The following is a 25,128-nucleotide window of genomic DNA, read 5'->3' on the forward strand; positions in this document are numbered from 1 at the left end:
AAAACAATTCCTATCATTTTAAAAAAATCATAGGAATTATTACACTCTATTACAAAGTTTAAAAATCTGTTGATTTTGTCAATGTTTCCCATTGCTTATAACTGCTACTCAACAAATCCTGCTTACCCAATGCCCTCATATAAGCATCACTGCCTAAAAGCAGATATAATGGAGGCTCCGTCATATCGGCTATTTCTCTCATCACTATTGCTGCCTTTTCTGGATCACCGTTTTGGCTTCCGCTCATTCCCTCAAAACGTGATAAGGATGTATGAATGTGTGAATAGGCATCAATTTTATTTTTTGCCAACACCAAAGAGTCCGGATTATTGAAATTAGTACGAAATCCTCCAGGAGCGATTAGAGTTACTTTAATACCAAATGATTTTACATCTTCTGCCAAAACTTCGGTTAAACCAATAACAGCATGCTTAGTAGCACCATATACTGACCAGCCGCTTGTAGGAGAAATACCGGCTATCGAAGAAATATTAATTATATGACCATTCCCCTGATTGCGAAGAATTGGTAGCACATTACGAATTACATTGATAGTTCCAAATACATTAACATCAAAGCTTCTACGCACTTCTTCGTCGCTTAACTCCTCCATAGTACCACCGATACCATATCCGGCATTATTAACCACGACATCTATTCTTCCAAATTTTTCATAAGCTTGTTGTATGGCATCAGCAACACTATTATCGTCACCTAAATTGACACATAGCGGCAAAAATGCAGCATTATTAAATTGCACAGCTTCATTTAAGTTTTTTACATTTCGGGAAGTTGCAGCCACCTGATGACCTGCTTCTAATAATTGTTTAATCAAAGTAAGTCCAAGTCCTTTTGAGGCGCCTGTAACAAACCAAACTTTTTTAGTATCCATATTATACTCTTTATTTCATACAAAGATATGAGGGAGCATCTGTTGGCTGTTTACCGAAACCAAACGAATACTATCGAAAATCAAACAAGACGAAAAGAGGTTGGTGTAGTTTGAGTATGTTTTTTGAAAAAATAGGTAAAATGTGCAGGCTGTAAAAAGCCTAAACTATAGCTGATATCGGCAACATTCCAATCCGTATGTTTCAACAATGCAATGGCTTCGGCTATCATTTTCTCTGCAATATGCTGAGTCGTTGTTTTTCCCGTTGTGCTGCGTACGGCACGATTAAGATGATTAGTATGTACGCCCATCTTATCCGCAAAATCTTTTGCCGAGCGCATTTTTACTGAATCTTCCAAAGATTCGATGGGAAATTGATTTTCTAGTAAATGGGTAAAAATAGAGGTAATTCTCTGATTACTATCTGGATGTTGGTAAAGTTTCTCATCCGGTTCCATTTTCATTGCAAAATGAATCAGTTCAGAAACATAATTTCGTATTAAATCGTATTTAAATTGATAATCAGACTTATTTTCCACTCTCATCTTTTCAAACAAAGCTGAAACCTCAGAGACCTGTTCTTCATTTAAACTATACACCCACTTGTTTCCCGGTGAAAAAACTGGCAAACCGTCTACTCCATTCCTATGACTTTCGGTAAAAAAAGATTCTTTGAAAATACAAAAGAAACCAACAGCATTTTTTGCCAGTCGTTCAAAGCGATATGGAACTTTTGGATTAAAAAAAAGCAAAGTATCACCTTCTATAGCAATACTTTTATCAGCGAAATGACAGCGATGCTTACCATCAATCAGCATTATTTTAAAGAAATCATATCGAGCATATGGAGAAGGGATTCTTCCTCCATTAGTTTCTGATAAAGAAAAAACATTGAAATCACCTGCACCAATAGGTGGCAAGGATGGTAATTCATCAAATTTCTGATTGTAAAATGATTCAATATTTTTCTGCATTTTATAAAATTAATTAAAAAAATTGTTTTACTGACAGACTTACTTTTTATATCATCCATTCATATTTAATAATAAAAAGAAAGATTAAATTAGAAGGCTTTTCTATAAGTATTTGTAGAAGCTTTGATGAAAATAATTAGCAACATAGCAAAGTAAAAATTTGCGCTGAAACAGAAGTAAGCGTGATTTGATCAACATTTTATTATTAACTATGATAAAACTAATATTATAAGAAATTTGTTATTATTATAATAAACCAAAATGCATCAAAGCCTTCTCCACACCGTGGTTATCAACCTCCTCTGTTACAAAATCGGCAATCTCTTTAACATTGTCTCCGGCATTTCCCATCGCAACTCCAATTTCTACAAACTCTAGCATAGAAATATCATTTCCGCCATCTCCGAATGCCATCGTTTCGGTGACATCAATATTAAAATGTTCACAAAAGTATTCTACTCCTTTCTGCTTACTTATTCCTCCCGGATTGACATCAGCAAATAAAGATGTCCATCTTGAGGAGAGTGAGTTAGGCATTACTTTTTGCATAAATGACACTTCATTTTCAGGGTCAATAAAAATATTAACCTGCAAAACATTTTCTATATCAAGAGTTTCTCTATCATACAAAGGAGGTACAGGAAGATTCACATGAGTATATAACTCCAAAACTTGTGGACTTTCGTGGCTGATTCTTACCTTATCCTCATACATCAATGAAAAACTCACACTCGACTTTTCTGAGTGATCAATCAAATTCTTAATATCATCAGGATGAATAGTTTGTTTAAACATCACCTGACCATCGATCGTCATACAATATCCTCCATTAAAAGTAAGGAAGCCATCAAACTCAATATGTTTAATGTGATTGAGATCATTGATAGACCGACCTGTTGCCACAATAACTTTTATACCTTTTTCCCGAAGATTCTTTATGGCATTTTGAGTGGACTCTGGAATTACTTTGGTTTTTAAACTGATTAACGTACCATCAATATCGAAAAAGACAGCTTTAATATTGGGTCTTTTTTCAGAATTCATATTAAATACTACAATATTTATTCTATAAAAATACAAACAATTTTTTACTGTAACTTCCTTGCATAAAATTATAATCAATTTTAAAATCTGGCATTAAAGTATATAAAAATCTCTAAAATATCCAAAAAAATTAAATTAGAGTATAACGATAAATTTTTAATATTTATTAAGCTGAAGATACTCAACTACTTTACCATCATTTTGTTCAACAATGAAACGGATACCAGTACTGACTCTATTGACAGGTATAATGATCTTTTTTGACTCTTTTTCAAGAATTCTCCAGTATGCATCGAGATCATCCACCACAAAAATTGCATCTACCAAACTGGGTATCTCCAAAGCTTCTGGACCATCAACTGCTCCCAAAATAACAAAACGATCAACCATTTTTAATTGGTACCCATCATGCGAAGCGGACACGCTGACCTCTTTACCTGTAATTTTTTTATAAAAATCTACTGTGCCCTCAAAGTTATCTGTAACTATTGGCATTGCTAGTGTGATTATTTCCATTTTCTATTTGTTTAACTTTGTTACAAATGTATATCGGAGACATCTCATTTACAATAACTCATTTTTTTATTAGTTTCTTATGAAAAATTATACAAAAGAAAGCTCTACAAATCAAGAAAATAAAAAAAATCTAACAGCAAGCTGTAGTGTGAATGATACTTTCAGTTTTCTCGGAAGAAGATGGCTCATGGCAATACTATACGAAGTCTCATTGGGTCATAACCAGTTTTCAGCTCTTTTAAAAAAAGTTCCTGGTGTATCTGAACATATGCTGGCATCAAGAATTGATGACCTTGTTAAAAAAGATCTAATTATCAAAAGACCTATTGAAAACACGATACCAGTACAAATTGTTTATTCTGTCACAAAAAAAGGGGCTGAACTTCTATCCATAGCAGAAGTATTAAATACCTGGACTCGAAATTGGGAGAATTAAAATAAAGATAGTATTCCGGTTGTATTATATCTATAATTTTCCAATTTATTCCATGATGATGTTAGATGAATATTCAAGTTAAATTTTGATTGCAATACAATAAATTGATGTGTGAGCAACATATTTAGGAATGGGAAAATTTATATTATTAGTCGTGACAAAATGAAATTTCTTTACCGTCCGCGTAAACTTTACCCCAGTCACACAGGCTTTTCAGAATAGGCACCAAATCGTTACCTTTATTCGTTAAAACATATTCAATCCCTGGAGGCACAGTATTAGGGATTTCTTTTCTTTTAAGTATCGCATGGATTTCCAATTCTTTAAGCTGCCTGCTTAAAACTTGTTCCGTTATATTGGATAATTCTTTTTTCAACAAATTAAAACGGTTATTGCCCTGTGAGATAGAATAAACTATTTGAGACTTCCAGCGTCCTCCAATCATTGCAATGGCGGAGTTTAATTCACAAACCTGAAAAAGAAATTGTTCATTGATAGCATTTGTAGAATTTTCCTTACGCATATCTTTTTGATTATTTATAATATTTATGTTACAAACTCAATCTATAACAGTTGGATTGACAAACTCACCTTTTTCATTGACTGTTTTATTACCCCAATGAGTTATAGATTCCAAAACCGGCACGATACTCTTTCCAAAATCAGTTAAGCCATAAATAACTTTTACAGGAGTTTTTTACCATAAACTTTTCGTGAAACTAAACCGTCCTTTTCCAACTGTTTTAATTGTAGACTTAATGTCATTTCTGTTACAGCTGATATGTCCCTGCGAAGCATGCTATATCTCTTGGATTCATCTTTTAGGTGATAAAGGATTACAGCTTTCCACTTACCTCCTATAAGATCCATGGTAAGGCTAATCGTGCAAGGATATATTTTATCATTAAGTTTTATGTAATCACTGATACATTCTGTTTTCATTTCCATTTTAGAACTATCTATTTCGATAGTTATTGCAAATATTAAATATACTTCAAATGTTTTTGCCGATAAAGCTCTAAAACTTTAGCCATTAATCTATATAATTTACCATTGAAATGTAAGCCATCTTTTGAAAATTCTTTCTAAAACATTACGAACTAACAATTTTCTAAGTAATTTCTCTTATATCAACTGATAATTATCTTTTAGAATTAAAATTTTAAAATGGATTAAAAAAATAACATTATTGGATGTGATCATATATCGATCAAAGCTATAGACTTGGAGAAAACGTTAGGTTTTTATAAAAGTTTTGTATTTGAAACCGTACATTCATGGTCGCTCCCAGATTTCAATCTGGCAATATGCGTGATGCTCTATACCAAAGAATTCCCAATACCTAAAATTAAATTGCAAAATATTGGAAATTAAAGTCCCAATTAATTATAGTTAATTGCTGTTTAATTTTGCTCACACGAATTAAATCATCCATAAAAGTGTTTATAGCCTTGCACCAACGTCACAAACTCCCAAATGACTCTAATTTAACTTAAATTGAGCCATTTTTTGCTTTCTATTCCAGAATAATCCAGATATAACCCAGATTAATCTTTTTAACTTACCTACGAACTCAACTAGTAAATCTTTACCACCGCTCTCCCCTGCATTTTCCCGCTATAAATTCTATCAATATATTCGGGCAGTTCTTCAAGACTTATTTCTTTTACTAAATTGTTAAGCTGTTGAGGTTTCCAATGTGTTCCCAAATTTCCCCATAAAGGCAATCTCTTTTCCAAAGAAATTTCCACACTGTCAATTCCAATTAACTGAATGCCTTTAAGAATAAATGGAAAAACGGTTGTATTAAGTTCCCCGCCGCCCACCATTCCGCAGGTTGTCACCACTCCTTCATAATGGAGACTTTTAATTAATGTCGCAAGAATATTGCCTCCCACGGTATCAATAGCCGCCGAAAAACGGGGTTTAAGCAATGCTTTACCGCTTTTATCTTCAAAATCCTGTCTTGGAATAATTTCCGATGCTCCCAATGATTTCAAAAAAGGAATGGCTTCTTCTTTTGAGCTGATTGCTGCTACCTGAAATCCTAATTTCGCTAAAATAGCAACCGCCACCGAACCGACTCCACCTGTAGATCCGCTTACCGCAACAATCCCTTTTTCAGGTGTAATTCCGTTGCGAAGTAATGCCTCGACGGAAAGACCTGCGGTAAAACCAGCAGTACCATAAATCATCGCTTCTTTAGCTGCAAGACCTTCCGGTAGTTTAATAATCCAACTTTCAGGAACAACAATGTACTGCCCGAATCCTCCGTTGGTATTCATTCCCAAATCAAAGCCTGTTACCAACACCTTATCTCCACTTTTCCAGAGTGACGAAGAGGAGACTTCAACCGTTCCGGCTGCATCGACTCCGGGAGTATGGGGATATTTTCTCGTTACCCCTTTATTTCCTTTGGCAGATAATGCATCTTTATAATTAAGCGAACTGTATTCTACTTTTATCAATACTTTTCCATCAGGAATATCTTCAATTTGCTTTTCTACAATTTTTGAGATGTACGTACCATCTTCCTGCTCTGCAGTTTCTAACGCCTGATATGTTTTTGTCATAATAATTCTTTTTGTATAAAGTTAGTAAACGGAAGAAGATTCTTTACCTTGAAACTTCAACTGACGGAACCGATTGTTTTCACGAAGTAATTCAATATCATAACCGTTTTTTTCATTAAGATAAATCTTAATTTCAGCGTTTACAAGATTTCCGGACATCAGATGCCCAGCAAATTTTCTATCATCTGAAATAAAGTGAAAATGAAACGGAGAAAGATCAACATTACTTAAGAGAGATGGCGTAAAGTAGCCTACCATCGTTCCTCTCCTATTTTTTGCATTGTATTGTGGTCTCACTTTCATCAATGTCGCAAGCTCAGTCGTATCTTCCGGAGAAATTGGATCTGCGCCTCCCACAATAATCTCTGCCCAAGTTCCCTCAATTTTAATTGCATAAGGCAGATTTTGAGTGGTTAATAACGACTGAACTTTATCTTGTAATTCCTCAAAACTTCCTGTAAAAGATAAGGTTTTCACATCATCTGCATTAAAAAATGTGAGTGAAGTAAATGGAGATTTCAGATTTTCTGCTGCTACTTCCACTTTTCCGGAGGGTGGAATCCTGTAAACAATTCCATCCAGGACAACAAGTTCTCCGTTGAGATGATTAAATGTTCCCAGACCGAAATCTCCGTGCGCTTTTAATTCTTTCACCGTATGAGTGCCTTCGTAAATTCCTCTGCGCATTGCATCAATCATTGAATAATGCCAAATTCGATCATCCTGAGATTTTTTCTTGATTTTACCAGGATGCTGTTGCGCATTACCCGAAAAGGAAAAGAACAATGCCAAAAGAGACAAATTAAAAATTGTTTTTTTCATAATAATTAGGAATGATGTTGTCTAAAATATTTGATAAAAATCTATTTCTTCTCAAAATAATTATCCTTTCCCTCAATCCAGTCTTTTCTTGCCGGACTGAAAAAATCGATATCAATTGTATCATCCTCCAACGCTGTAAAACTGTGCGGAACATTCGGTGGAATGATGATGCCCTGTCCTGCTTTTACAATATATTCCTTGTCTAGAATATTCACTTTTATGCTTCCTTTGGTAATAAGAGAATACTGTTCGTTGGAATGCTGATGCGTCGGGACTACCGCTCCTTTTTTATACGTAAAATATCCGATCGTTCCCTGTTCACCGGAAATCATTCCTCTTGTGAGAAGTTCGTTCACGGGTTTTGTTGGTAATTCTTTCAAGGTAAATGTCTGGACATTTTGGGCAGAAATTTTCATAGCAAATAGCATAGTTATCATTAATAATAGATTCTTCATTTTTGTAATTGAATTGATTGGATTTTAAATTTTAATTCTAAACACTTTAAAAGGCCTTTTAAATTGCTCCTTTCCATCGTGGAACCAAGGCATCAGCTGAATCTGGGAATTGGAAATGTATAAATATCCATCATCAGAAATACTGTAACTGTCCGGCCAGATCAGTTTTTCATCGTCCTTTACAATCGTCTGCATTTTCAAATCCGGAGTAATTTTTACAATCGAATTCTTCTCCAAATCTCCCAAATACAGGTTTCCTTTTTTATCGAAAATCATCCCGTCTGTGGTGATGAATTTCCCTAAATCTTCTACACTTTTGTTTAAAACAGCTTCACCGGTTTTAAAATCTCTCAACAAATCGGTTTTAATTCTGTACAAACGGTTATCTGTAAGCGGTTTGTAATATAGATATTGATTATCGGGAGTCAGCGCAATACCGTCTGAATTCACTTTTAATAAAGAACCGTCACCTTTTTTAAGCTCTGTTCCCAATGGAGAAAAATAATAATTCGGATCAGATTTCACGGAAGGAGAATTGGCTAAAACCAATCTTGAATCTCCTGTATTAATATTCAAAACCACGATTCCACCTGTATTTGAATTGCTTAAATAGGCAAAACCGTTTTCATTATCCACTCGGATATCGTTGATGTAAACATCTTCACTCACCACATTTTTGGGAAATCTGTAGATTTTCTCAATTTTATTGTTGGCTAAATTGATTTTGACCACCTTACTGCTGTGTTGGTAGACTTTTCCCAATCCGATTCCTGCCGCATCTACGACCCAAAGAAACCCTTTGTCATCGGTAACCACAGACTGTACAGTCACAAATTTGTTTTGTCCGTCCTCGCCTTTTTTGAAACTGTTCCATTCTGCATTGGGATAAGGAATCGGTTTCCCATCTTTCACCTCAACAACCGAATAAGAATGGGTGTCCAACCAATAAGGATAATTCACAAAAACCCGATTATCTTTTGCTACGGCAACCCCCGTTAACTGATACGTGCTGTCTGAGAAAACCTCTTCTAACTTTGTGTTTTCTTCAGTCGAAACTTCGCTATTAGCCACTTGTTTGGATTGTTTGGAAGACTCTTTGCAGGCGACTAATGAAACGAATACCATTGCCAGTACTACAATATTTTTTAAGTTCATTTTGATAATTTTAAATGATAGATTTTACAAAGTCACCACGATTTTACCAACTGTTCTTCCAGTTTCCTGTTCCAGATGCGCTTCTCTCATTTGTTCGAAAGGAAAAACCTTTGAAACGTGAGGTTTTACAGCACCGCTTTCCAATAAAGAAGCAATCTGTTTCATATCATCACCGCTGGATTGCACAAGAATAAAATAGCCTTTGACGCCTTTAGATTCTGCTTTTGAAGTCACCTCTTCGTTCAAACCTGTAGGAATACTGATGATGGAACCGCCTTCTTTTGTCACTTCAAGAGAATGGTCGATGTTGTCTCCGCCAATCGTATCCAACACAAAATCAAAAGTTCTGCCTGCTGATTTCCAGTCGAAACCGTGATAATCGATATGTGAATCTGCTCCTAAGCTCAGGACAAAATCTTTGTTTTTTGCAGAAGAAGTTCCCGTCACTTTCGCTCCCAAATGTTTGGCAATCTGCACCGCAATATGTCCCACTCCACCTGAAGCCGCGTGAACCAAAACGTTTTGCCCTTCCTGAATTTTCGCATTGTGAACCAAAGCCTGATACGCCGTAAGCGCAACCAAAGTGGAAGCTGCAGCGTCTTCAAAAGAGATATTTTGGGGTTTTAAAGCCAGTTGATTGGCCGGAGCTGCGACATATTCAGCATACGCTTTTCCGTGTCCAGGAAAGTTGACCATTCCAAAAACCTCATCGCCCACTTTAAAATCTGAACTTTTAGTTTCTTCTACAATTCCAGAAATATCCCAACCCAAAATCAATGGATTTTCTGTTTTTATTCTGCCATAAACGCCTTTTCCGGCTCGGCTTTTTACATCTACCGGATTGATACTGATGGCTTTTACTTTTACTAAAACTTCGCCTTCGCTAATGGTCGGTTTTACCAATTCTACGTATGCTAAATTTTCTACGTTTCCGGCTTCTTTTAATACAATTGCTTTCATAATGTTGATATTTTTTAATGTTTATTTATTTGAATTACTTTAATTTAAATCTTGTAATGAGTTTAATTTCGTTGTGGTTTTGCATTGATTTTCAACTTGTAAATAACCACTGGAAATTTCACTTTACTTTTTCCATTCTGAAATGCCGCCAAACGGTTTAATTGACCTGTCGGAATCCATAGATATCCATCGTCATCAATCCATAAAGCGTCTGCCCAAAGCAATCTTTTGTCTTTAACAACCAGACTTTCTTTTCCATCCGGAGAGATTTTGATGATTTCACTTTTGTTGACGTCGCTTACATAGATATTTCCATATGCATCAATGGCTGTTCCTCCTGTTGATGGGGTTTTATAGAATAATTCGACTTTGGAAGCCAAATCTTTTTCAGATATATTTTCATCATTTAAATATTGTGTTTCCACTCTCCAAAGCGGTCCGCTTGCAGGCTGGAAATACAGCCATTTTCCATCGGGAGAAATTTCCAGTTGGTCTGCGTGGATTCTCACATCATTTCCTTTTTCATCTTTCATAATTTTTCCTTCTGCTTTTATCGGTAAACTATCGATAGTTGAAGGTTGATTTTCCAAAACTCTTCTGCCTTTTCCTGTTGTTTTATCCAAAATAATTAAAGCTGGTTCGCCCGCATCTGTCAGATAAATCGTGTTTCCCCAAATCCTTAAATCATCAATAAAAGTCGAAGGTTTTGCAATTCCGGAAAGCGAAATTATTTGTTTAACGGTATTGGTTTTAATATCAATCGAAACCAATTTTAACGCATTGCCAACTAATGGATTTTGTCCCATCGAAGCTGTTCCTGTGTCTACTATCCAAAGCAAACCGTCCGGTCCTATTCTCAGTGAATTGGTTCTTACAAATTTCTCATTCACATCAGCTCCCGATTGCCAATTATTCCAGTCTTCATTTGGATAGGGAATTATTTTTCCGTTTTTCAGAACTTCTCCGATTCTCATTCCTTTATCTCCTTCAATTCTCGGAAAATTAACGAAGATTCTTCCGTCCGAACTTGTTGTAACGCCATTCCAAACGATATCTGATGTTGCTACTTTTTCTAATTGTGCGTTCGCAATTCCGAAGAAAAGAAATAAGGTAAGAAGGTTGAATTTAGTTTTCATTTTAGTTTGATTTTCAATGATTTTGATAAGTCAAAGGTAGAAGCATTACGGCTGAATAAATAATACATTTCGGGGGAAGAATAGCACAGATTTACAGAAAATGAAAAATCCTCCGTGATGGGAGGATCTAATTCTAAACCGTATAAAAAGCTTTCGGTACAAAACGATAACTGTTTTCATTTCTTTCGATAAAACCTAAACCAGGAAAAGGCAAATGGTCTCCAAAAAGAAGTTGTTTCGTAGAAGCTAATCTTTCCAAAACTTCTTTACGGGTTTTTACAGCCAGTTCAAAATCAGAATCAATTTGATTGCCCCATTCCGGATATTCAATCAACATAATATGCTGAAAAGTATCTGCGATATGTACCAACTCTTCTCCTTCCGATGAGATGGTAATCACAGTATGACCGGGTGTGTGTCCCGGAGCGTGTTCCAATTTAAGAAAGCCCAAAAGTTCAGCTTCATCTAAATAAAAATTAAGTTTTGTTACGATGGGCTTGAAATGGTCTCTCGCAAACTGAATTTCAAAATCTGAAAACTGATTCTTTGTACCTTTTGAAAAATCAGGTTCATCAGACATCCAAAAATTATATTCTGTTTCTGAAATATAATAATCGGCATTCTCATAAACCAATTTTCCGTCTTTATCAACAACACCTCCAATATGATCAGGATGAGCGTGTGTAAAGACAATATCCGTGATATCCTCAGGGGTAATTCCTAAATTCTTAAGGTTTTCAATTAATTTTCCAGTGGAAGGAGATAACAGTGCACCGCTTCCTGTATCGATAAGAATATTTCTTTCTCCATTCATTACTAGAAGAATATTCCCTGCCAATTCTAATTTGTCTTTAAGAAGCCTATTTTTATCTAAAAAATTTTTGAGCTTCTCTTTCTCAATATTAGGTGCAAACATCGGCTGAATATTTTCAATCTCTATAACTCCATCTGTAATTACAGCCAAATGAAGTTGTCCTAATTGAAATTTGAAATATCCTGAATTTTTAATACTGTTGATTGTATTCATTTTTTTATAAATTTGTTGATACAAAATTAGAGTAAGTAACTATCCAAAATATATTACTATCTTTTTTGATAGCGCTATTATTTAGGATATTAAATAAAATAATATGGCTAAAGTTTCTGGAAATATTGAGAAAAAAGACTGTCAGGAAATTATGCTTCCGATACTAGATGCACTGGAAATCCTGAAAGGAAAATGGAAACTTCCGATTATCGTTTCCCTGTCTTTTGGTAGTAAAAGATTTAAAGAAATTTCGAGAGAAATCTCCGGAATTACAGACCGTGTTTTGTCTAAGGAATTAAAAGAACTGGAAATCAATTTTCTGATTACCAGAACCGTTCACGACACGTTTCCGCCAACCGTAGAATACGAAATCACAGAACACGGCTTGTCTCTGGAAAAAGTGATTATGGCAATGAAAGACTGGGGATTGGAGCATAGAAAAAAAGTCACAGGAAAGTAGTTTTTACTTGTCTGTGACTTTTATTTTTGATTAATTTCAATGACCTTAAATCCTCAAAATTAAGATTGATTCTCGATACATTTTTTCTTCACTTTGTTACGAAAAAACACTCGAATTGACGAGTCCTCAAAGCATCCAACGAACTCTTAATTCATCTGCGACTTCCTGAATTCCAAAGGTTTCATTCCCGTCTGTTTTTTGAAAAGTCTTGTGAAGTAGGACGCATTTTCATAGCCTAATTCGTAAGCGATTTCAGCGACTCCTTTTTCTCCCAACCTCAACAGGTTTTTTGCTTCTGATATCATAAAAATGTGAATCAGTTCCATTGCGGTTTTTCCTGTTTCCTGTTTTAACAAATCACTCAGATATCTTGGTGAAACAAAAAGCAGGTCGGCTAAAAATGCAACATTTGGAAGTCCGTTTTTCTCCAACAAGCCTTCGCTGATGTATTTTCTCAACGCTTCATTGAATTTTGAAGCCGTCTTTCCGGTCACCTGCGCTCTGTCGATAAACTGTCTTTTATAATATCGCTGTGCATATTTTAAAATCGAAGAAATATGACTTAAGATAATCTCACGACTGTATTCATCGGGGTTATTAAAATATTCTCCCTGAATTTTTGAGTGAAGTTCTAAGATAATCTGCTCTTCTTTTGGAGAAAGATGTAAAGCTTCTGTTACTTCATAATCAAAGAAACTGTATTTTTCAATTTCCTTGAAAAGCTCGTGACCGTTCAGATAATCTTCGTGAATCATCAGCATATAGCCTTTTTCTTCAAACTCAAGATTTTTCATCTCGATAATCTGTCTCGGTTTCGCAAAAAATAGGCAGCCGTTGTCGTGGTCATACGGTGTGCGGCCGTACATAAAAATCCCTGATTTTATTTTTTTGAAAGCTATCACATAACAATCTGTGGTAAACTCTCTGTTCCCCAATTTACACTCCGACTGACAGCCAATCATACTGAAAAGCGGATGTTCCGGAGCGTCCCAATGATTACCCAAATGTAATTCGGTAAGGGTTTTGTAATGTTGCATCGGTTTAATTTTATCTAAGTTAAAATAATTTACCGGAAACAGGATTTACTATTATCCTAAAAAAAGGTTGATATATCCTGCCGTAAGTTCCGGATGCTGATGTTGAGGACCGTGCCCCGCATCATTCAAAATAATATGCTGCATTGTAGGTGCATTTTTCAATAACGGAAACCAGTTTTCTGTTGCAAAGCTGATGTCGTGGTCTCCGGAAATAACCAAAACGGGAGATTTTAGTGTTTTGTAACCATCTCTGAAGTTCAGTTTATCTTCTCTCATTGTTCCTGAACCCGCAATATATCTCTGGAAAACCTCCATTGTAGAAGGAATCAACGAACGCTCTAATCTCTGCCCGATTCTGTCGTGAGATTCTTGGGCTGCCTGTCTGCTTTTTTCGGAAGCCGGCTCAAAGAACAGATAATACTCATCTTCCAAATCGTTAATCGGTTTTAAAGCGTGGTCAAAAAATACCTGTTCCATTGGAATTTCATTTTCTCCCGGAGGATTTGTTCCGATGAGAACGGTTTTTAAAACACGGTCAGGATTTTGGAAAGTAACAGCCTGCGTTACAAGTCCGCCGTAAGACCAGCCTAATACGTTGAATTTTTCTATTCCCAGATAATCTGCCAGTGCAGGAACTGTTTTTGCCACTTCTAAAACATCCAATGGCAACTCTCCTTCTGAACTTCCGATTCCCGGATAATCAAAAAGAATAACGGTATTCTTTTCTGCCAAAGAATCTAAAAATAAAGGGTCCCAAGTATCCATAATTCCTCTGAATCTGTTTACAAAGAACAATGGAGCTCCATTTCCAAACTGTCTGTAAGCAATTTTGTTGTTGTTGATTTCTGCAAATTGTGTTTCTGCGTTTAAAGCTGTAGTTTTCATAAGTATAAAATTTTGTTTGTTATTTAATAATTCAAAGTTGAGAATATTTAGTTGGAATTAATTTCACAAATCAGCGGAACATTAGCACAAAAAAACATTGCTATTTTTCCGCCGATTTAGATTTAAAATTTAATTAATGACCGTGAGCGGCGATACTCACCTCTTTCCAGTTTTGGATTTCGTCTAATCTTTTTGTGTAAACCTCATTCACAACGTGATAAGCAATTTTACCAAACAATACTCTTTGCGGAGGATTTTGATTGTCGATAAGATTCAAAACTGGTTCTACTGTCGCTTCCGGTTTTCCCCAAGTATCAGGATTTTCTCCACTTTCTGCAAAAGCCGCACGAACCGGATTATAATCTGCAATATCCGAAGAAGTCTGAACTGCCGAAGCTCCCGCCCAATCCGTTGCAAATCCGTTAGGTTCAATTAATGTCGTTTTGATTCCCAAATGAGCTGTTTCTGAGCCAATGGTTTCAATTAAACCTTCCACTGCGAATTTTGAAGCGTTGTACAGCCCTAAAAGCGGTAAAGTTGTTAATCCCAAAAAGCTGGAAATCTGAATAATATGTCCGCTTTTTTGTTTTCTCATCATCGGCAAAACGGCCTGTGCTACCCAAAGTGAACCGAAGAAGTTAGTTTCCATTTGTTCTCTCGCCTGCTGTTCCGTCGTTTCTTCCGTCGTTCCGAATAAACCAAAACCTGCATTGTTAATCAAAACATCAATTCTTCCGAAATGCTTTTCTACTTGTTCCGTTACTTCAAAAACTTCTGAACGGTTGTTGACATCCAATTTCAAAGGAAGAATACTATCTCCATATTTATCTTTCAAATCCTGTAATGCAGAAACATTTCTTGCTGTTGCCGCCACCTTGTCTCCTCTTTCCAAAAGAGCTTCAGTCCATAATTTTCCGAATCCTTTTGATGCTCCTGTGATAAAAACTATTTTACTCATTGTTTTAATTTTTTAGTGTTATTTAATGAAGCAAAGTTATCATCAAACCCAACCGAACTGTTAGCTCATTTTAGCTGAAAAATAGCACAGAAATACGTTTTGGAATAAATTTTAAAATAAAAAAGCCTTCCGAAAATATATCCGGAAAGCTTCCTCTTAAAACTAAATACTTATTACTAAAACACTTCTTAAATAGCCTGTGCCAAAGGAAAATCAATAGGAATCTGAATGTTGGCAAATACATAGTTGGTAAAGCTTCTCAATGCTACCAAAGCCGTCAATTCAATCAAAGCTTTTTCGTCGTATCCGACGTTGAAAAAGTTTTCTAAAGCTCCGTTTCCTGCATTTCCTTTATTGTTTGCAATGGAGTAAGCCAACTTAATCGCAGCGTCTAATTTTGCCTCTGAAAAACCTCCTTTTCTGATTCCCAGCGTATCTTCTTCTGTAAAACCTCTCATTTTCGCCAATGTCGTGTGCGCCGCCAAACAGTAATCACATTCGTTGACTTGTGAAACAATTAAGTTAATTGCTTCTCTTTCTTTTGCCGTAAACGATGAGTCGTGCGCCAAAGACGCCTCGGTTTCCAACATCGATTTTAAAGCGGATGATGAATAACCAATGGTTGCATACAAATTGGGAATTTTCCCCATTTTTTTCTCTACGGATTCTAAAATACTTTGTGTGCCAAAACTTAGTTGTTCTTTTTCAGGTACTGAAATTGTTTTCATTTTTTTTATGATTTTTAATGTTATTTCTTTTAATTTATTTTTCAAATTTTACATCCAGAATATCGATGGAAACCAACACAAAATCTTTGTTGTAAGAGTTGTCTTCATCATTCAGGACATAAATATTTCTTTTTGTTCCTGTTTTTATGCCTTCAAATTCTTTGTAGTCTTCAATAATCTGTGTTGCAGAAGAACCGCCCAACACTTCAGGCCAATAATCGTGACGTTTTAAAAGTCCGTCCTCATTAAAATAAAATATCTGTCTTTTGCTGTGAGTGGCGAAACCATCGGGATAAATTACTTCCAGCCTATCCAATATTTCACCGTTTTCATTCCAAAATCCAAGATGATTGATTTCCACTCCCGGAACCAGAAAATTAAAAGGAGCCGTTGCGTAATTCCAGGTTGCATAGCTGGAGAAATAAATAAGCTGAGCTCGCGTCCAAGGCGTTTCTACCGTATGACCTTTGAATGATTCTCTCGGGTTTTCCAAAAATTCTATAAGTTGTCCGTTTTCGTCAAATAACTGAACTTTTCCGGGTTCAAAAGATGACGTATAATTTTCTTTAAAAATATTTTCCCATAAGCTTTTCTGCTCTTTTAAAGAACCGACAAACTGTACATCGCTCAAAGCGTTTTCGTGTCCTTTCATTCCCCAGACTGCACCACCGATTTGGGTGTGGATTTTTATAGTCTGAAATTCGGATGCGCTGTTGATTCCGTGAGCGGCTAAAACTTTATTGACCAATGTTTGAGTTGAAGTTTCCATTTTTTTAATTTTTAAGTGTTATTAAATTGTTTCGTTTTGTTGATACAAAGTTAGCTGGGCTTCAAGGCTAAAGTGTAGTTCATTTCAGCGGAAGAATAGCACAGAATTACCCAACCGAAATCGTAGAAATGTATAAGACCTTCCGTAAAATCGACAAGCGATTCGTGTTTGCTTATCGGAACTTTGTCTAAGAAATTTTAAACAAATTCATTATGAAAAATACAGTATTCATCACCGGTGCGTCATCGGGATTGGGAAAAGCAACCGCCAGATTATTTCAGCAAAACGGATGGAATGTCATCGCCGCAATGCGTTCGCCGGAAAACGAAAAAGAACTGAATCTTCTTGAAAATGTTCTATTGGTAAAACTAGATGTAACCAATCCAAAACAAATTCAGGAAGCGATAACAAAAGGAACAGATACATTCGGTTCGATTGATGTCTTGTTAAACAGCGCAGGCTACGGATTGATGGGCGTTTTCGAATCTTCAAATCCTGAACAGATTCAGAAACAGTTTGAAGTCAATGTTTTTGGTTTAATGAATGTTACCAAAGCCATTTTACCAATAATGAGAGCTCAGAAAAAAGGAACAATTATTAATATTTCTTCGTTCGGAGGCGTTACAGCGGGACCGTTTGCCAGTTTATACAACAGCTCAAAATTTGCAGTGGAAGGATTTTCCGAAGCTTTACATTTTGAAGTTTCCTCATTTGGAATTGACGTAAAAATCGTAGAACCGGGCAGTATCGCCACCAATTTCAGAAGCGGAATCGAGATGATTCAGAATACAATTGAAGAATACAATACGGAATTGGCAGCATTTATCCCAAAATTCACCAAACGTACAGAACATCTTCCAAAAGCGAGCGCAGAAGAAGTTGCAGAAACTATTTTTGGTGCCGCAACCAATCAACTTTCTAAGTTAAGATATGTGATTGGCGAAGATGCGCAGTTTTATATCGATTTGAAAAACAAAAATTCTGAGGAAGATTTTCTGAGACTGATGCAGAATTAATCATTAAATTATATTTTAAACCGCAAAAGCAACTAAAGATTTTAATTTCGAATAATCTTTAAAAAGCTAACAAAACGTTTAATAAAGTACATTAACCATAACATTTTGTAAACTTTTGAATTCATTTTTTAAACATTTCTTTTGAGACTTTTACGGTAAAAAAATTTAGCGTAATCAATATTATCTTTAATTTTAACTAAAATCAGAAAAATGTCAGACGCTTTTATTTCCATAAAATCTGTTGCAGACCTTCATCGTTTTTACAGTTATGGAAGTCCTAAACATCCTTTGATCACGGTGATTGATCTGAAAAACGTAAGCCGTTCCGACGAAAATTTCGCAGACTATCTGTACAGCCTTGATTTGTACACGATTGTTTACAAAAAATTTAAAGGAAGTTTAAAATACGGACGTTCAAGTTATGATTTTCAGGAAGGAACTTTGATGTTTACCGCTCCGAATCAGGTGATGAGTCCGAGTGCAGATACAGAGATTGAGGAAGGTTGGTTTCTGGCATTTCATCCCGATTTTATATACGGTTCAGATTTAGGAAAAAAAATTCACAAATACAGTTTTTTTCAATACGAAAGCAATGAAGCGCTTCACATTTCGGAAGATGAAAAGATTTTGCTTAATGAGGTCATTGTAAGAGTTAAAAAAGAATATTCGCAGAATATCGACCGCCACACTCAAGGTTTAATTTTAAATCAGATTGAAATGCTTCTGAATTATTCTGATCGATTTTATGACCGACAGTTTTTTACCCGAAACAAAACCGGAAACGATGTAACCCAACGCTTTGAAAGTCTTCTTAATGATTATTTTAATGATGAACAATTGATTGAAAAAGGCATTCCTGAAGTAAAATATTTCGCAGAAAAACTGAATCTTTCTTCCAATTATCTATCAGATTTGCTCAGTAAATTCACAGGTAAAACGACGATAGAACATATTCATCTGAAATTGGTTGACAAAGCGAAAAATATCCTTTTGGGAACTACAAAATCGGTAAGCGAAATTGCTTACGAACTCGGTTTTGAACATCCCTCCCACTTCACCAAAATTTTTAAAACGAAAGCAGGAATTTCTCCGCTACACTTCAGAAAACAGTTTCCTGAGCAGAATTAAAAACATTTGAAACTACTTAACCGCTTCCTTTTTATATTGAACAGGCGTAACCCCAACCACTTTTTTGAATAATCGGGTAAAATAAGACGGACTTTCGAAACCTAAATCATAGGCAATTCCTGCAACATTGCTTTCCGAACTCAATAAGAGATTTTTTGCTTCTTTAATTAAATAAATATGAACGTGCTCCAATGCCGTTTTTCCGGTTTCCTGCTTTAGAATATCGCTGAGATAACGAGGAGAAACAGCTAATTCGTTCGCCATAAAATTGACGGTAGGCAAACCATCTTCCACGTGCTTATTTTCCTTAAAATAATTATCTAAAACCGTAAGGAATTTTTTAACCATTGTTCCGGAAACGTTGGAACTGCGATCTATGAACTGTCTTTTGTAAAAACGGTCAGAATATTTTAAAATAGAATCGATATGCGAAAGAATAATTTCCCTGCTGAATTCGTCAGAATTTTCATCATATTCTCTTCTAATCTTTTCATACAGTTCCCACATAATCACTTCTTCCGAAGGCGAAATATGAAGGGCTTCATTGATTTCATATTCAAAATAACCGTACTTTTTAATTTGCTCATTCAACGGATGTCCCGACAGATAATCTTCGTGAAAAAACATTACAAAACCCTTTTCGGCAAACTGTACATTTTGCACCTCAATAATCTGTCTGGGCTTCATAAAAACGGCGGAACCGTTGTTGTGATCGTATTTGGTCTTTCCATACAAAACGTAGCCAGACTTGATCTTCTTTAAACCAATCATATAAAAATCTCCTGTAAATCGGTCTTCGCCGACAGAATAGGTCATCAGTTCTTTGCAGGTCATCAAACTCAAAAGAGGATTTTTCGGAGGCTCGAAACCGCTTTTCTCGTGCAGCTCTGTGATACTTTTATAGTGATTGATTTTTTCCATATTTATTGGGGCTAGAAGTTTTAAGTATGATCAAATTTAGTAAATAAAAAGGAGCTTTTATATCTTGGATTTTATAAGATGAGAGGGAATTTCTGTATTGCTGACAATTGCTTTTCTAAACAGTAAAATAACTATAAACAATGTTACCACAATAATAAAATTAACCATTGCAAATGTCTGAATATCTTTAATTTCAAATACATTGATTAATCCGTAACCTGCAACTGAGCTTACCACATACACGCCACCGCCCGTCAAACCGCTTGCAATACCTGCATTTGCCGTGAATCTCTGCAAACTGTACGCATAAACATTGTTGAAAATGAAACCCGATAAAAGATGTAGCGATAAAGTGAATCCCAGTAAAAATACCAATCCGTCATACTTTGAAGTGACAGCAAACATTGCGAAAACGATGATTAACTGTAAAATAATTGCAGCATTTATTTTTGCGAAAAGTCCTTTTTTAATCATTAATTTAGAAATAATTCCGCCACTCATTAAGGCAATTCCGGAAGCCAGTGAACTGTATCCCGTAACCACAGGTGAAAATCCGTATACTTTTTCGATAATAAACGGACTTACCATTCCGTAAACTACAAGAAGCGAATAACTTAAACCAATAATTATTAATCCAAAATAAAAATCTGGTGTTCCCAGCATTTTTCTGTAGACTGCCACAATTTCTTTTCTTTTAAATACCTGAAAATTCTGCAGAGATTCTCCCGTAAATCGAAGTTCGAAAACTAAAATGATGACGGTGAGAATTCCCAGGAGATAAAAATTGGACTGCCATCCGAAAAGTACCTGCAAATATCCTCCTATAAACGGCGCAACAATAGGTGCAGTTGCCCAGACAATCGAAAAAAGACTGGTGTAATGTTTCAGTTTTTCACCTTTGTAAAGGTCAACAAAAAAGCTCTTTTACCAACAATAATCAGCGAAACCGTGATTCCCTGAATAATTCTCATTAAATAAATTACATAAATTTCAGGAACCAAAGCAATGACAAAACTTGCCAGAGAAAAGGTAATTAAAGCAAAAATATTGATTCTGTATCTCCCAAAACTATCGAGGATACTTCCGATAAATAGTTGGCTAAACCCTGAACTTACCATAAATAAAAGCAGCGAAATCTGCACTTTTTCAACCGGAACCCTCAAATCTTCTGCCATTGCCGGTAGTGATGGGATGTAAATATCCGTCGTCAACCCACCCAACGGAATGAGAATAAACGCCAGTAATGTACTGATGTATAAATATTTTGTATTTTGAAATTTCATCGTAATAATTGATTTTATGAGGAAAACCCTTAAATATTAAAACAAAAAAGTAAATCCAATCTTGAGTCGGATTTACTTAATTTTTCACGTTTTTAAATTATCCGTGAGCCGCTTCGGAAACCTCTTTCCAGTCGTTCCAGACCTGAAGCTTTTCTGCGTACACTCTTTCTGTTTTTCTTAATCCCACTTTTCCCAGGAATAGACGTAATGGCGGATTCTCACTGTCAATTAATTTTAAAATCGCAGGAACCGTTGCTTCTGGTTTTCCATAATCTTCGGGCAACAGACCTTCAGCTTCTCCCAAGCTTGATTTCAAAGCATCATAAGCAGAAATAGCATCGCCGTGAACCGCTGAACTTCCGCCAAAATCGGTTGTATATCCGTTGGGCTCAATCATCGTTACATTAATTCCAAACGGTTTTACTTCTGTTGCCAAAGCTTCACTGAAACCTTCTACTGCAAATTTTGTCGCATTATAAATTCCTAAAGTCGGCAAACTCCAAACGCCCAACACGCTTGATAGCTGAATCACGTGACCACTTCCCTGTGCTCTGAAAATCGGCAAAGCTGCCTGTGTAACCCAAAGTGTCCCGAAAACATTGGCTTCAAAAACATCTTTCGTTACTTTTTCTCTCACTTCTTCAACCGCTCCGAAAACGCCGTAACCAGCGTTATTAATGACAACGTCCAGACTTCCGAAGTGACTTTTAGCTTTATTTACAGCTTCAAAAACCGCTTCTCTGTTGGTAATATCTAAAGAAATAGGAAGAAAAGTTTCGGGATATTGTTCTGCCAAATCCTTATAAGCTTCAATATTTCTTGATGTTGCTGCAACTTTGTCGCCTCTTTTAAGGAATGCTTCTGTCCAAAGTTTTCCGAATCCTCTTGATGCTCCTGTGATAAAAATTGTCTTTTCCATTTTTAAAAATTTTAATTGTTTTGTTTTTTAATTTTGATAGGACAAAGTTATCTCGCATCAGAGCCAATCTTGTAGCTCAAATCAGCGGAAGAATAGCACAGAATTACGGTAAGACTTTTTGATTTAAATTTTAAAATAAAATCGGAAGAAAATTCTCTCGACTTATTAAGTTAAGTTTAAATATTATTTTTCAAATGTGTTTCAAATGAAGCCAATTCCTGTTCTATATTTGGATTTTTAAAAACATCATAAAACGCAAATGTCGGCAATGGCTGAACTCCCACAAACTGAAGTGTTACCGTGAAAGGTTTTGTAAATTCTTCCATTGAGAAATCTTCAAGCAACTGACCTGAGTTTCCAAAAGTCTCTTCGGGAGCATTCCACGTATTCACAATCATTCCTTTGCTTTGCAGAAGTCCGCCTGTACCGTAATTTCCGCCATTATTTCTGCCATCGCCGGCGTAGATTTTTCCATAACTACTCATCAAAACTTTATCGATATAATCTTTTGTTTTAGCAGGCATTCCAAACCAGTTAATCGGAAAATGAAATAGTACGAAATCGGCATTTACCCATTTTTCAATTTCCTGTGGAATTTCGTAGCCATTGTCGATAAATGTTTCCAGAATTTCGTAGCCTTTTTCTTCAAAAACATTTTTACTTTTTTCAAAAATCGTTTTGTTGAGATTTCCTTCTGCAATTTGTGGCCATTTGATATGACCGTTGATGATTAATGCTTTCATTTAATTATAAATATTTTCCAAGATTTAGTTCGACATCGCCATAGGTTTGTAGTCCTTGGTCTAACAGTTTTTTAATTCTGGATCTTGCTTCAGGCTCTGTTAATGATGCGAAGAAGGCGATTTGGGTTTCCATAATATGTTCATTTTTAGGAATAACTACCCTTTCGTTCATCGTTGCTTTTATTTTTTTGATGATTTTCAAATCAAAAGAATCAATTCTTTTGGCTAAATTTTCTACGAATGCATCCAGTTCATTATCGGGAAATGCTCGATTAATCCAACCGTAATCAGCGGCAGTTTGAGCATCATAATCGTCACCACTCAAAATAATTTCCAGAGCTCTTGCCTTTCCTGTCAATAAATGGAGACGTTCCAGTCCACCACCGCCGGGAAAAGAACCGATTCCGATTTCAGGCTGTGCAAAAACGGCTTTTTCCTTGCTTGCAAAACGCATATCAAAAGCCTGAATAAACTCGCTTCCCAAACCTCTCGCTCTTCCTCTGATAGAAGCAATGCTTACAAACGGAGCCTGTTCGAGACGTTTTGCAACATCTGGCCAGGATTTTGAAAGTCCGGTTTTTCCCTCACCTTTAGGAAAATCAAAAATATTGACCAATTCTGCGTGAGCTACATAAAATTCTGGGTTGGAACTTTCAAAAACCACTACTTTCAAATTTTCGTTGGCTTCCAATTCATCCATTAATGTTCTTAATTGGACCGAAAATTCAGGGTCGAATACGTTTACCGGAGGATGATTGATGGCTACTTTCCAATAGCTTTCGGTTATTTTATTTGTTGTAAAAATCATAGTAATAATTTTAATTGATGTAAATCTTAAGACATAAATTATTGTCTGTTCAAAATTAATCGGACAGACTTTTGACTTTTAACACAAATCGGGGAATATGTTATCCTTTTCTCTGATTTCTAACTTCTGTGGGAGAAATCCCTTTAACCTTTTTAAAAAACCTTGAAAAATAGGGAACATTGCTAAATCCTAATCGGAATGCAACATCGCTGATATTCAAATCTGTTTGAAGTAATAAAATCTCTGCCTGTTCGGCAACAAAATCGTGAATGATAGTAATTGTACTTTTCCCTGTTTCTATACGCACAAGGTCAGTCAAATAATTGGAAGATAGGTGTAGTTTTTCTGCAATTGAAGAAACAGTAGGAATGCTCTGAACTGGAATTGAAAGGTCACGGTAATGCTCCTGTAAAAGCATTTTTATTTTTGAAGTAACTGAAATTGTGTCTAAAGACCTTTCTTTAAACTGTCTTTCATAGAAAAGTTCTGAGTAGGTAAGAATCACATTCAGCAAAGATAAAATCACATCGATATTGGCATTACTTTTATTCTCAAGCAACTCATAATGAATCTTTGTAAAAAGCCAGGTAATAGTTTCCGCTTCTTTTTCGGTCATAAAAAGAGCATCATTAATCTCATAACTGAAATATTTATACTGCTGAATTCTATTGAAAACAGGATTTTTCTTAATCAAATCAGGATGAAAGACAAAAGCATATCCATCCCAAAACGTAAGGCTATCCCAGGAAACCACTTGTCCAGGTTCGCTGAACAGCATTAGACCATTTTCTGTATGGTATTTATTGTTTCCATATTTGATATCTCCGGTGAAATTCTTCTTTAATGATATCTTGAAAAGATTAACCTGAATTTCTTTACTTGTTTTAGGAAAATTAGGAATTGCCTGCTTGCACACTCTGCTGTCCATTAAAGGATGAAGGGGTGCTGAAAGATTCAGGTATTTGTTGTATGTCGACAGATCATTAAAGGTTTTCATAAAAACAAATTTGCAAAATTCTTTCTAAAACTTAAATAAAATATTTCGATACTTCTTCCCTTATGGATATAGGATCGGAACAGCCAATTAATGATCTACTATTCCAATGCTGATTGCTGACAGTTTTTAAAATTAAATTGCATTAAAATAAGCTAAAATAATTTTTCTGATAAAAATGAGGCTTGTAATTGATTTTTAATTTGACTTAATCGAACCAAATCATCGATAAAAGTGTTTGAAGATACGCTCGTCTTGGTCCCAAGACAAACTGAAAAAAGTAGGCAGCGGGGAACCAAATATTTACATAGATACTAAAACTAGAATTACTGATATCCATTTTTGTAGATCTAATATACTTCTTTTGATGATGTGAAATTACCAATGAGCTAGCATTCTTTTAGACAATACGAAATTGTAGATATGCATTTTGGCTTTCTGTGCATATTAGCCATTTGGATATAAAAAAAAGAGAGCTTTGAAAACTCT

Annotated in this window: 26 protein-coding genes and 2 pseudogenes; 4 read left to right on the forward strand and 24 right to left on the reverse strand. The window is 35.5% G+C overall.

Annotation, left to right across the window (positions count from 1 at the left end; all coding sequences use genetic code 11):
* Positions 1–58: 58 nt before the first annotated feature.
* From M2373_RS21155 to M2373_RS21170, 4 genes are all read right to left on the reverse strand, one after another.
* Positions 59–892, reverse strand: coding sequence for an SDR family oxidoreductase (locus M2373_RS21155; protein ID WP_259113290.1), 834 nt, complete (start codon positions 890–892; stop codon positions 59–61).
* A gap of 80 nt (positions 893–972) precedes the next feature.
* Complete coding sequence (locus M2373_RS21160) at positions 973–1,866, reverse strand: AraC family transcriptional regulator (protein WP_259113292.1); 894 nt, start codon at positions 1,864–1,866, stop codon at positions 973–975.
* Between the two features lie 246 nt (positions 1,867–2,112).
* The gene (locus M2373_RS21165) at positions 2,113–2,910 is read right to left on the reverse strand and encodes a Cof-type HAD-IIB family hydrolase (RefSeq protein ID WP_259113293.1); all 798 of its coding nucleotides are present in this window, start codon (positions 2,908–2,910) and stop codon (positions 2,113–2,115) included.
* Positions 2,911–3,066: 156 nt separating this feature from the next.
* Positions 3,067–3,426: a hypothetical protein gene (locus M2373_RS21170; protein ID WP_259113296.1), complete on the reverse strand. Its 360-nt coding sequence runs from the start codon at positions 3,424–3,426 to the stop codon at positions 3,067–3,069.
* 79 nt (positions 3,427–3,505) lie between these two features.
* Between M2373_RS21170 and M2373_RS21175 the strand changes: the two genes are divergently transcribed.
* Positions 3,506–3,862 (forward strand): helix-turn-helix domain-containing protein, encoded by a 357-nt coding sequence (locus M2373_RS21175; RefSeq protein WP_259113298.1) that lies wholly within the window; start codon positions 3,506–3,508, stop codon positions 3,860–3,862.
* A 148-nt stretch (positions 3,863–4,010) separates the two neighbouring features.
* Here the strand turns inward: M2373_RS21175 and M2373_RS21180 are convergent, their stop codons facing one another.
* The 9 genes and pseudogenes from M2373_RS21180 to M2373_RS21220 form a co-directional block, all read right to left on the reverse strand.
* Positions 4,011–4,385 (reverse strand): helix-turn-helix domain-containing protein, encoded by a 375-nt coding sequence (locus tag M2373_RS21180; RefSeq protein ID WP_259113299.1) that lies wholly within the window; start codon positions 4,383–4,385, stop codon positions 4,011–4,013.
* Between the two features lie 36 nt (positions 4,386–4,421).
* Positions 4,422–4,810 (reverse strand): annotated as a pseudogene (locus M2373_RS21185) (winged helix-turn-helix transcriptional regulator).
* A gap of 629 nt (positions 4,811–5,439) precedes the next feature.
* Positions 5,440–6,435: a YhdH/YhfP family quinone oxidoreductase gene (locus M2373_RS21190; RefSeq protein ID WP_259113301.1), complete on the reverse strand. Its 996-nt coding sequence runs from the start codon at positions 6,433–6,435 to the stop codon at positions 5,440–5,442.
* Positions 6,436–6,456: 21 nt separating this feature from the next.
* On the reverse strand, positions 6,457–7,257 hold the full coding sequence (locus M2373_RS21195; RefSeq protein WP_259113303.1) for an acetolactate decarboxylase: 801 nt from the start codon (positions 7,255–7,257) through the stop codon (positions 6,457–6,459).
* A gap of 41 nt (positions 7,258–7,298) precedes the next feature.
* Positions 7,299–7,712, reverse strand: coding sequence for a cupin domain-containing protein (locus M2373_RS21200; RefSeq protein ID WP_259113304.1), 414 nt, complete (start codon positions 7,710–7,712; stop codon positions 7,299–7,301).
* Positions 7,713–7,736: 24 nt separating this feature from the next.
* Positions 7,737–8,867 (reverse strand): L-dopachrome tautomerase-related protein, encoded by a 1,131-nt coding sequence (locus M2373_RS21205; RefSeq protein ID WP_259113306.1) that lies wholly within the window; start codon positions 8,865–8,867, stop codon positions 7,737–7,739.
* 24 nt (positions 8,868–8,891) lie between these two features.
* A complete protein-coding gene (locus M2373_RS21210) occupies positions 8,892–9,827 on the reverse strand; it encodes an NADP-dependent oxidoreductase (protein ID WP_259113308.1) in 936 nt (311 codons plus the stop codon).
* Between the two features lie 62 nt (positions 9,828–9,889).
* Positions 9,890–10,963 carry a major royal jelly family protein gene (locus tag M2373_RS21215; protein WP_259113310.1) on the reverse strand — a complete coding sequence of 358 codons (1,074 nt, stop codon included), beginning with the start codon at positions 10,961–10,963 and terminating at the stop codon, positions 9,890–9,892.
* Between the two features lie 133 nt (positions 10,964–11,096).
* Entirely contained in the window at positions 11,097–11,990 is an 894-nt protein-coding gene (locus M2373_RS21220; RefSeq protein WP_259113311.1) for an MBL fold metallo-hydrolase, read from the reverse strand.
* Positions 11,991–12,093: 103 nt separating this feature from the next.
* On the opposite strand from M2373_RS21220, the gene M2373_RS21225 reads away from it, so the two are divergent.
* Complete coding sequence (locus tag M2373_RS21225) at positions 12,094–12,450, forward strand: helix-turn-helix domain-containing protein (RefSeq protein ID WP_259113313.1); 357 nt, start codon at positions 12,094–12,096, stop codon at positions 12,448–12,450.
* A 146-nt stretch (positions 12,451–12,596) separates the two neighbouring features.
* Here the strand turns inward: M2373_RS21225 and M2373_RS21230 are convergent, their stop codons facing one another.
* The 5 genes from M2373_RS21230 to M2373_RS21250 all read right to left on the reverse strand — a co-directional run bounded on the left by M2373_RS21230 (position 12,597) and on the right by M2373_RS21250 (position 16,827).
* Complete coding sequence (locus tag M2373_RS21230) at positions 12,597–13,487, reverse strand: AraC family transcriptional regulator (RefSeq protein WP_259113314.1); 891 nt, start codon at positions 13,485–13,487, stop codon at positions 12,597–12,599.
* 51 nt (positions 13,488–13,538) lie between these two features.
* On the reverse strand, positions 13,539–14,372 hold the full coding sequence (locus M2373_RS21235) for an alpha/beta fold hydrolase (RefSeq protein WP_259113316.1): 834 nt from the start codon (positions 14,370–14,372) through the stop codon (positions 13,539–13,541).
* Positions 14,373–14,505: 133 nt separating this feature from the next.
* Positions 14,506–15,330, reverse strand: a complete 825-nt coding sequence (locus M2373_RS21240) for an SDR family NAD(P)-dependent oxidoreductase (protein ID WP_259113318.1) — start codon at positions 15,328–15,330, stop codon at positions 14,506–14,508.
* A gap of 188 nt (positions 15,331–15,518) precedes the next feature.
* The gene (locus M2373_RS21245; protein ID WP_259113320.1) at positions 15,519–16,058 is read right to left on the reverse strand and encodes a carboxymuconolactone decarboxylase family protein; all 540 of its coding nucleotides are present in this window, start codon (positions 16,056–16,058) and stop codon (positions 15,519–15,521) included.
* A gap of 34 nt (positions 16,059–16,092) precedes the next feature.
* Positions 16,093–16,827, reverse strand: coding sequence for a hypothetical protein (locus M2373_RS21250; protein WP_259113322.1), 735 nt, complete (start codon positions 16,825–16,827; stop codon positions 16,093–16,095).
* 212 nt (positions 16,828–17,039) lie between these two features.
* Between M2373_RS21250 and M2373_RS21255 the strand changes: the two genes are divergently transcribed.
* Together M2373_RS21255 and M2373_RS21260 are read left to right on the forward strand one after the other, a co-directional pair.
* Positions 17,040–17,843, forward strand: a complete 804-nt coding sequence (locus M2373_RS21255; protein ID WP_259113323.1) for an SDR family oxidoreductase — start codon at positions 17,040–17,042, stop codon at positions 17,841–17,843.
* 210 nt (positions 17,844–18,053) lie between these two features.
* Positions 18,054–18,971, forward strand: coding sequence for an AraC family transcriptional regulator (locus tag M2373_RS21260; RefSeq protein ID WP_259113325.1), 918 nt, complete (start codon positions 18,054–18,056; stop codon positions 18,969–18,971).
* A 12-nt stretch (positions 18,972–18,983) separates the two neighbouring features.
* Here the strand turns inward: M2373_RS21260 and M2373_RS21265 are convergent, their stop codons facing one another.
* From M2373_RS21265 to M2373_RS21290, 6 genes and pseudogenes are all read right to left on the reverse strand, one after another.
* Positions 18,984–19,892: an AraC family transcriptional regulator gene (locus M2373_RS21265; protein WP_259113327.1), complete on the reverse strand. Its 909-nt coding sequence runs from the start codon at positions 19,890–19,892 to the stop codon at positions 18,984–18,986.
* Positions 19,893–19,949: 57 nt separating this feature from the next.
* Positions 19,950–21,175 (reverse strand): annotated as a pseudogene (locus M2373_RS21270) (MFS transporter).
* Positions 21,176–21,272: 97 nt separating this feature from the next.
* On the reverse strand, positions 21,273–22,094 hold the full coding sequence (locus M2373_RS21275; protein WP_259113328.1) for an SDR family NAD(P)-dependent oxidoreductase: 822 nt from the start codon (positions 22,092–22,094) through the stop codon (positions 21,273–21,275).
* A 176-nt stretch (positions 22,095–22,270) separates the two neighbouring features.
* Entirely contained in the window at positions 22,271–22,837 is a 567-nt protein-coding gene (locus tag M2373_RS21280; RefSeq protein ID WP_259113331.1) for an NAD(P)H-dependent oxidoreductase, read from the reverse strand.
* A gap of 4 nt (positions 22,838–22,841) precedes the next feature.
* On the reverse strand, positions 22,842–23,645 hold the full coding sequence (locus M2373_RS21285; RefSeq protein WP_259113332.1) for an enoyl-CoA hydratase/isomerase family protein: 804 nt from the start codon (positions 23,643–23,645) through the stop codon (positions 22,842–22,844).
* Between the two features lie 100 nt (positions 23,646–23,745).
* Entirely contained in the window at positions 23,746–24,642 is an 897-nt protein-coding gene (locus M2373_RS21290; protein WP_259113334.1) for an AraC family transcriptional regulator, read from the reverse strand.
* Positions 24,643–25,128 lie beyond the last annotated feature (486 nt).

Source organism: Chryseobacterium sp. JUb7 (genome assembly GCF_024806495.1).
In the GTDB taxonomy this organism is placed as follows: domain Bacteria; phylum Bacteroidota; class Bacteroidia; order Flavobacteriales; family Weeksellaceae; genus Chryseobacterium.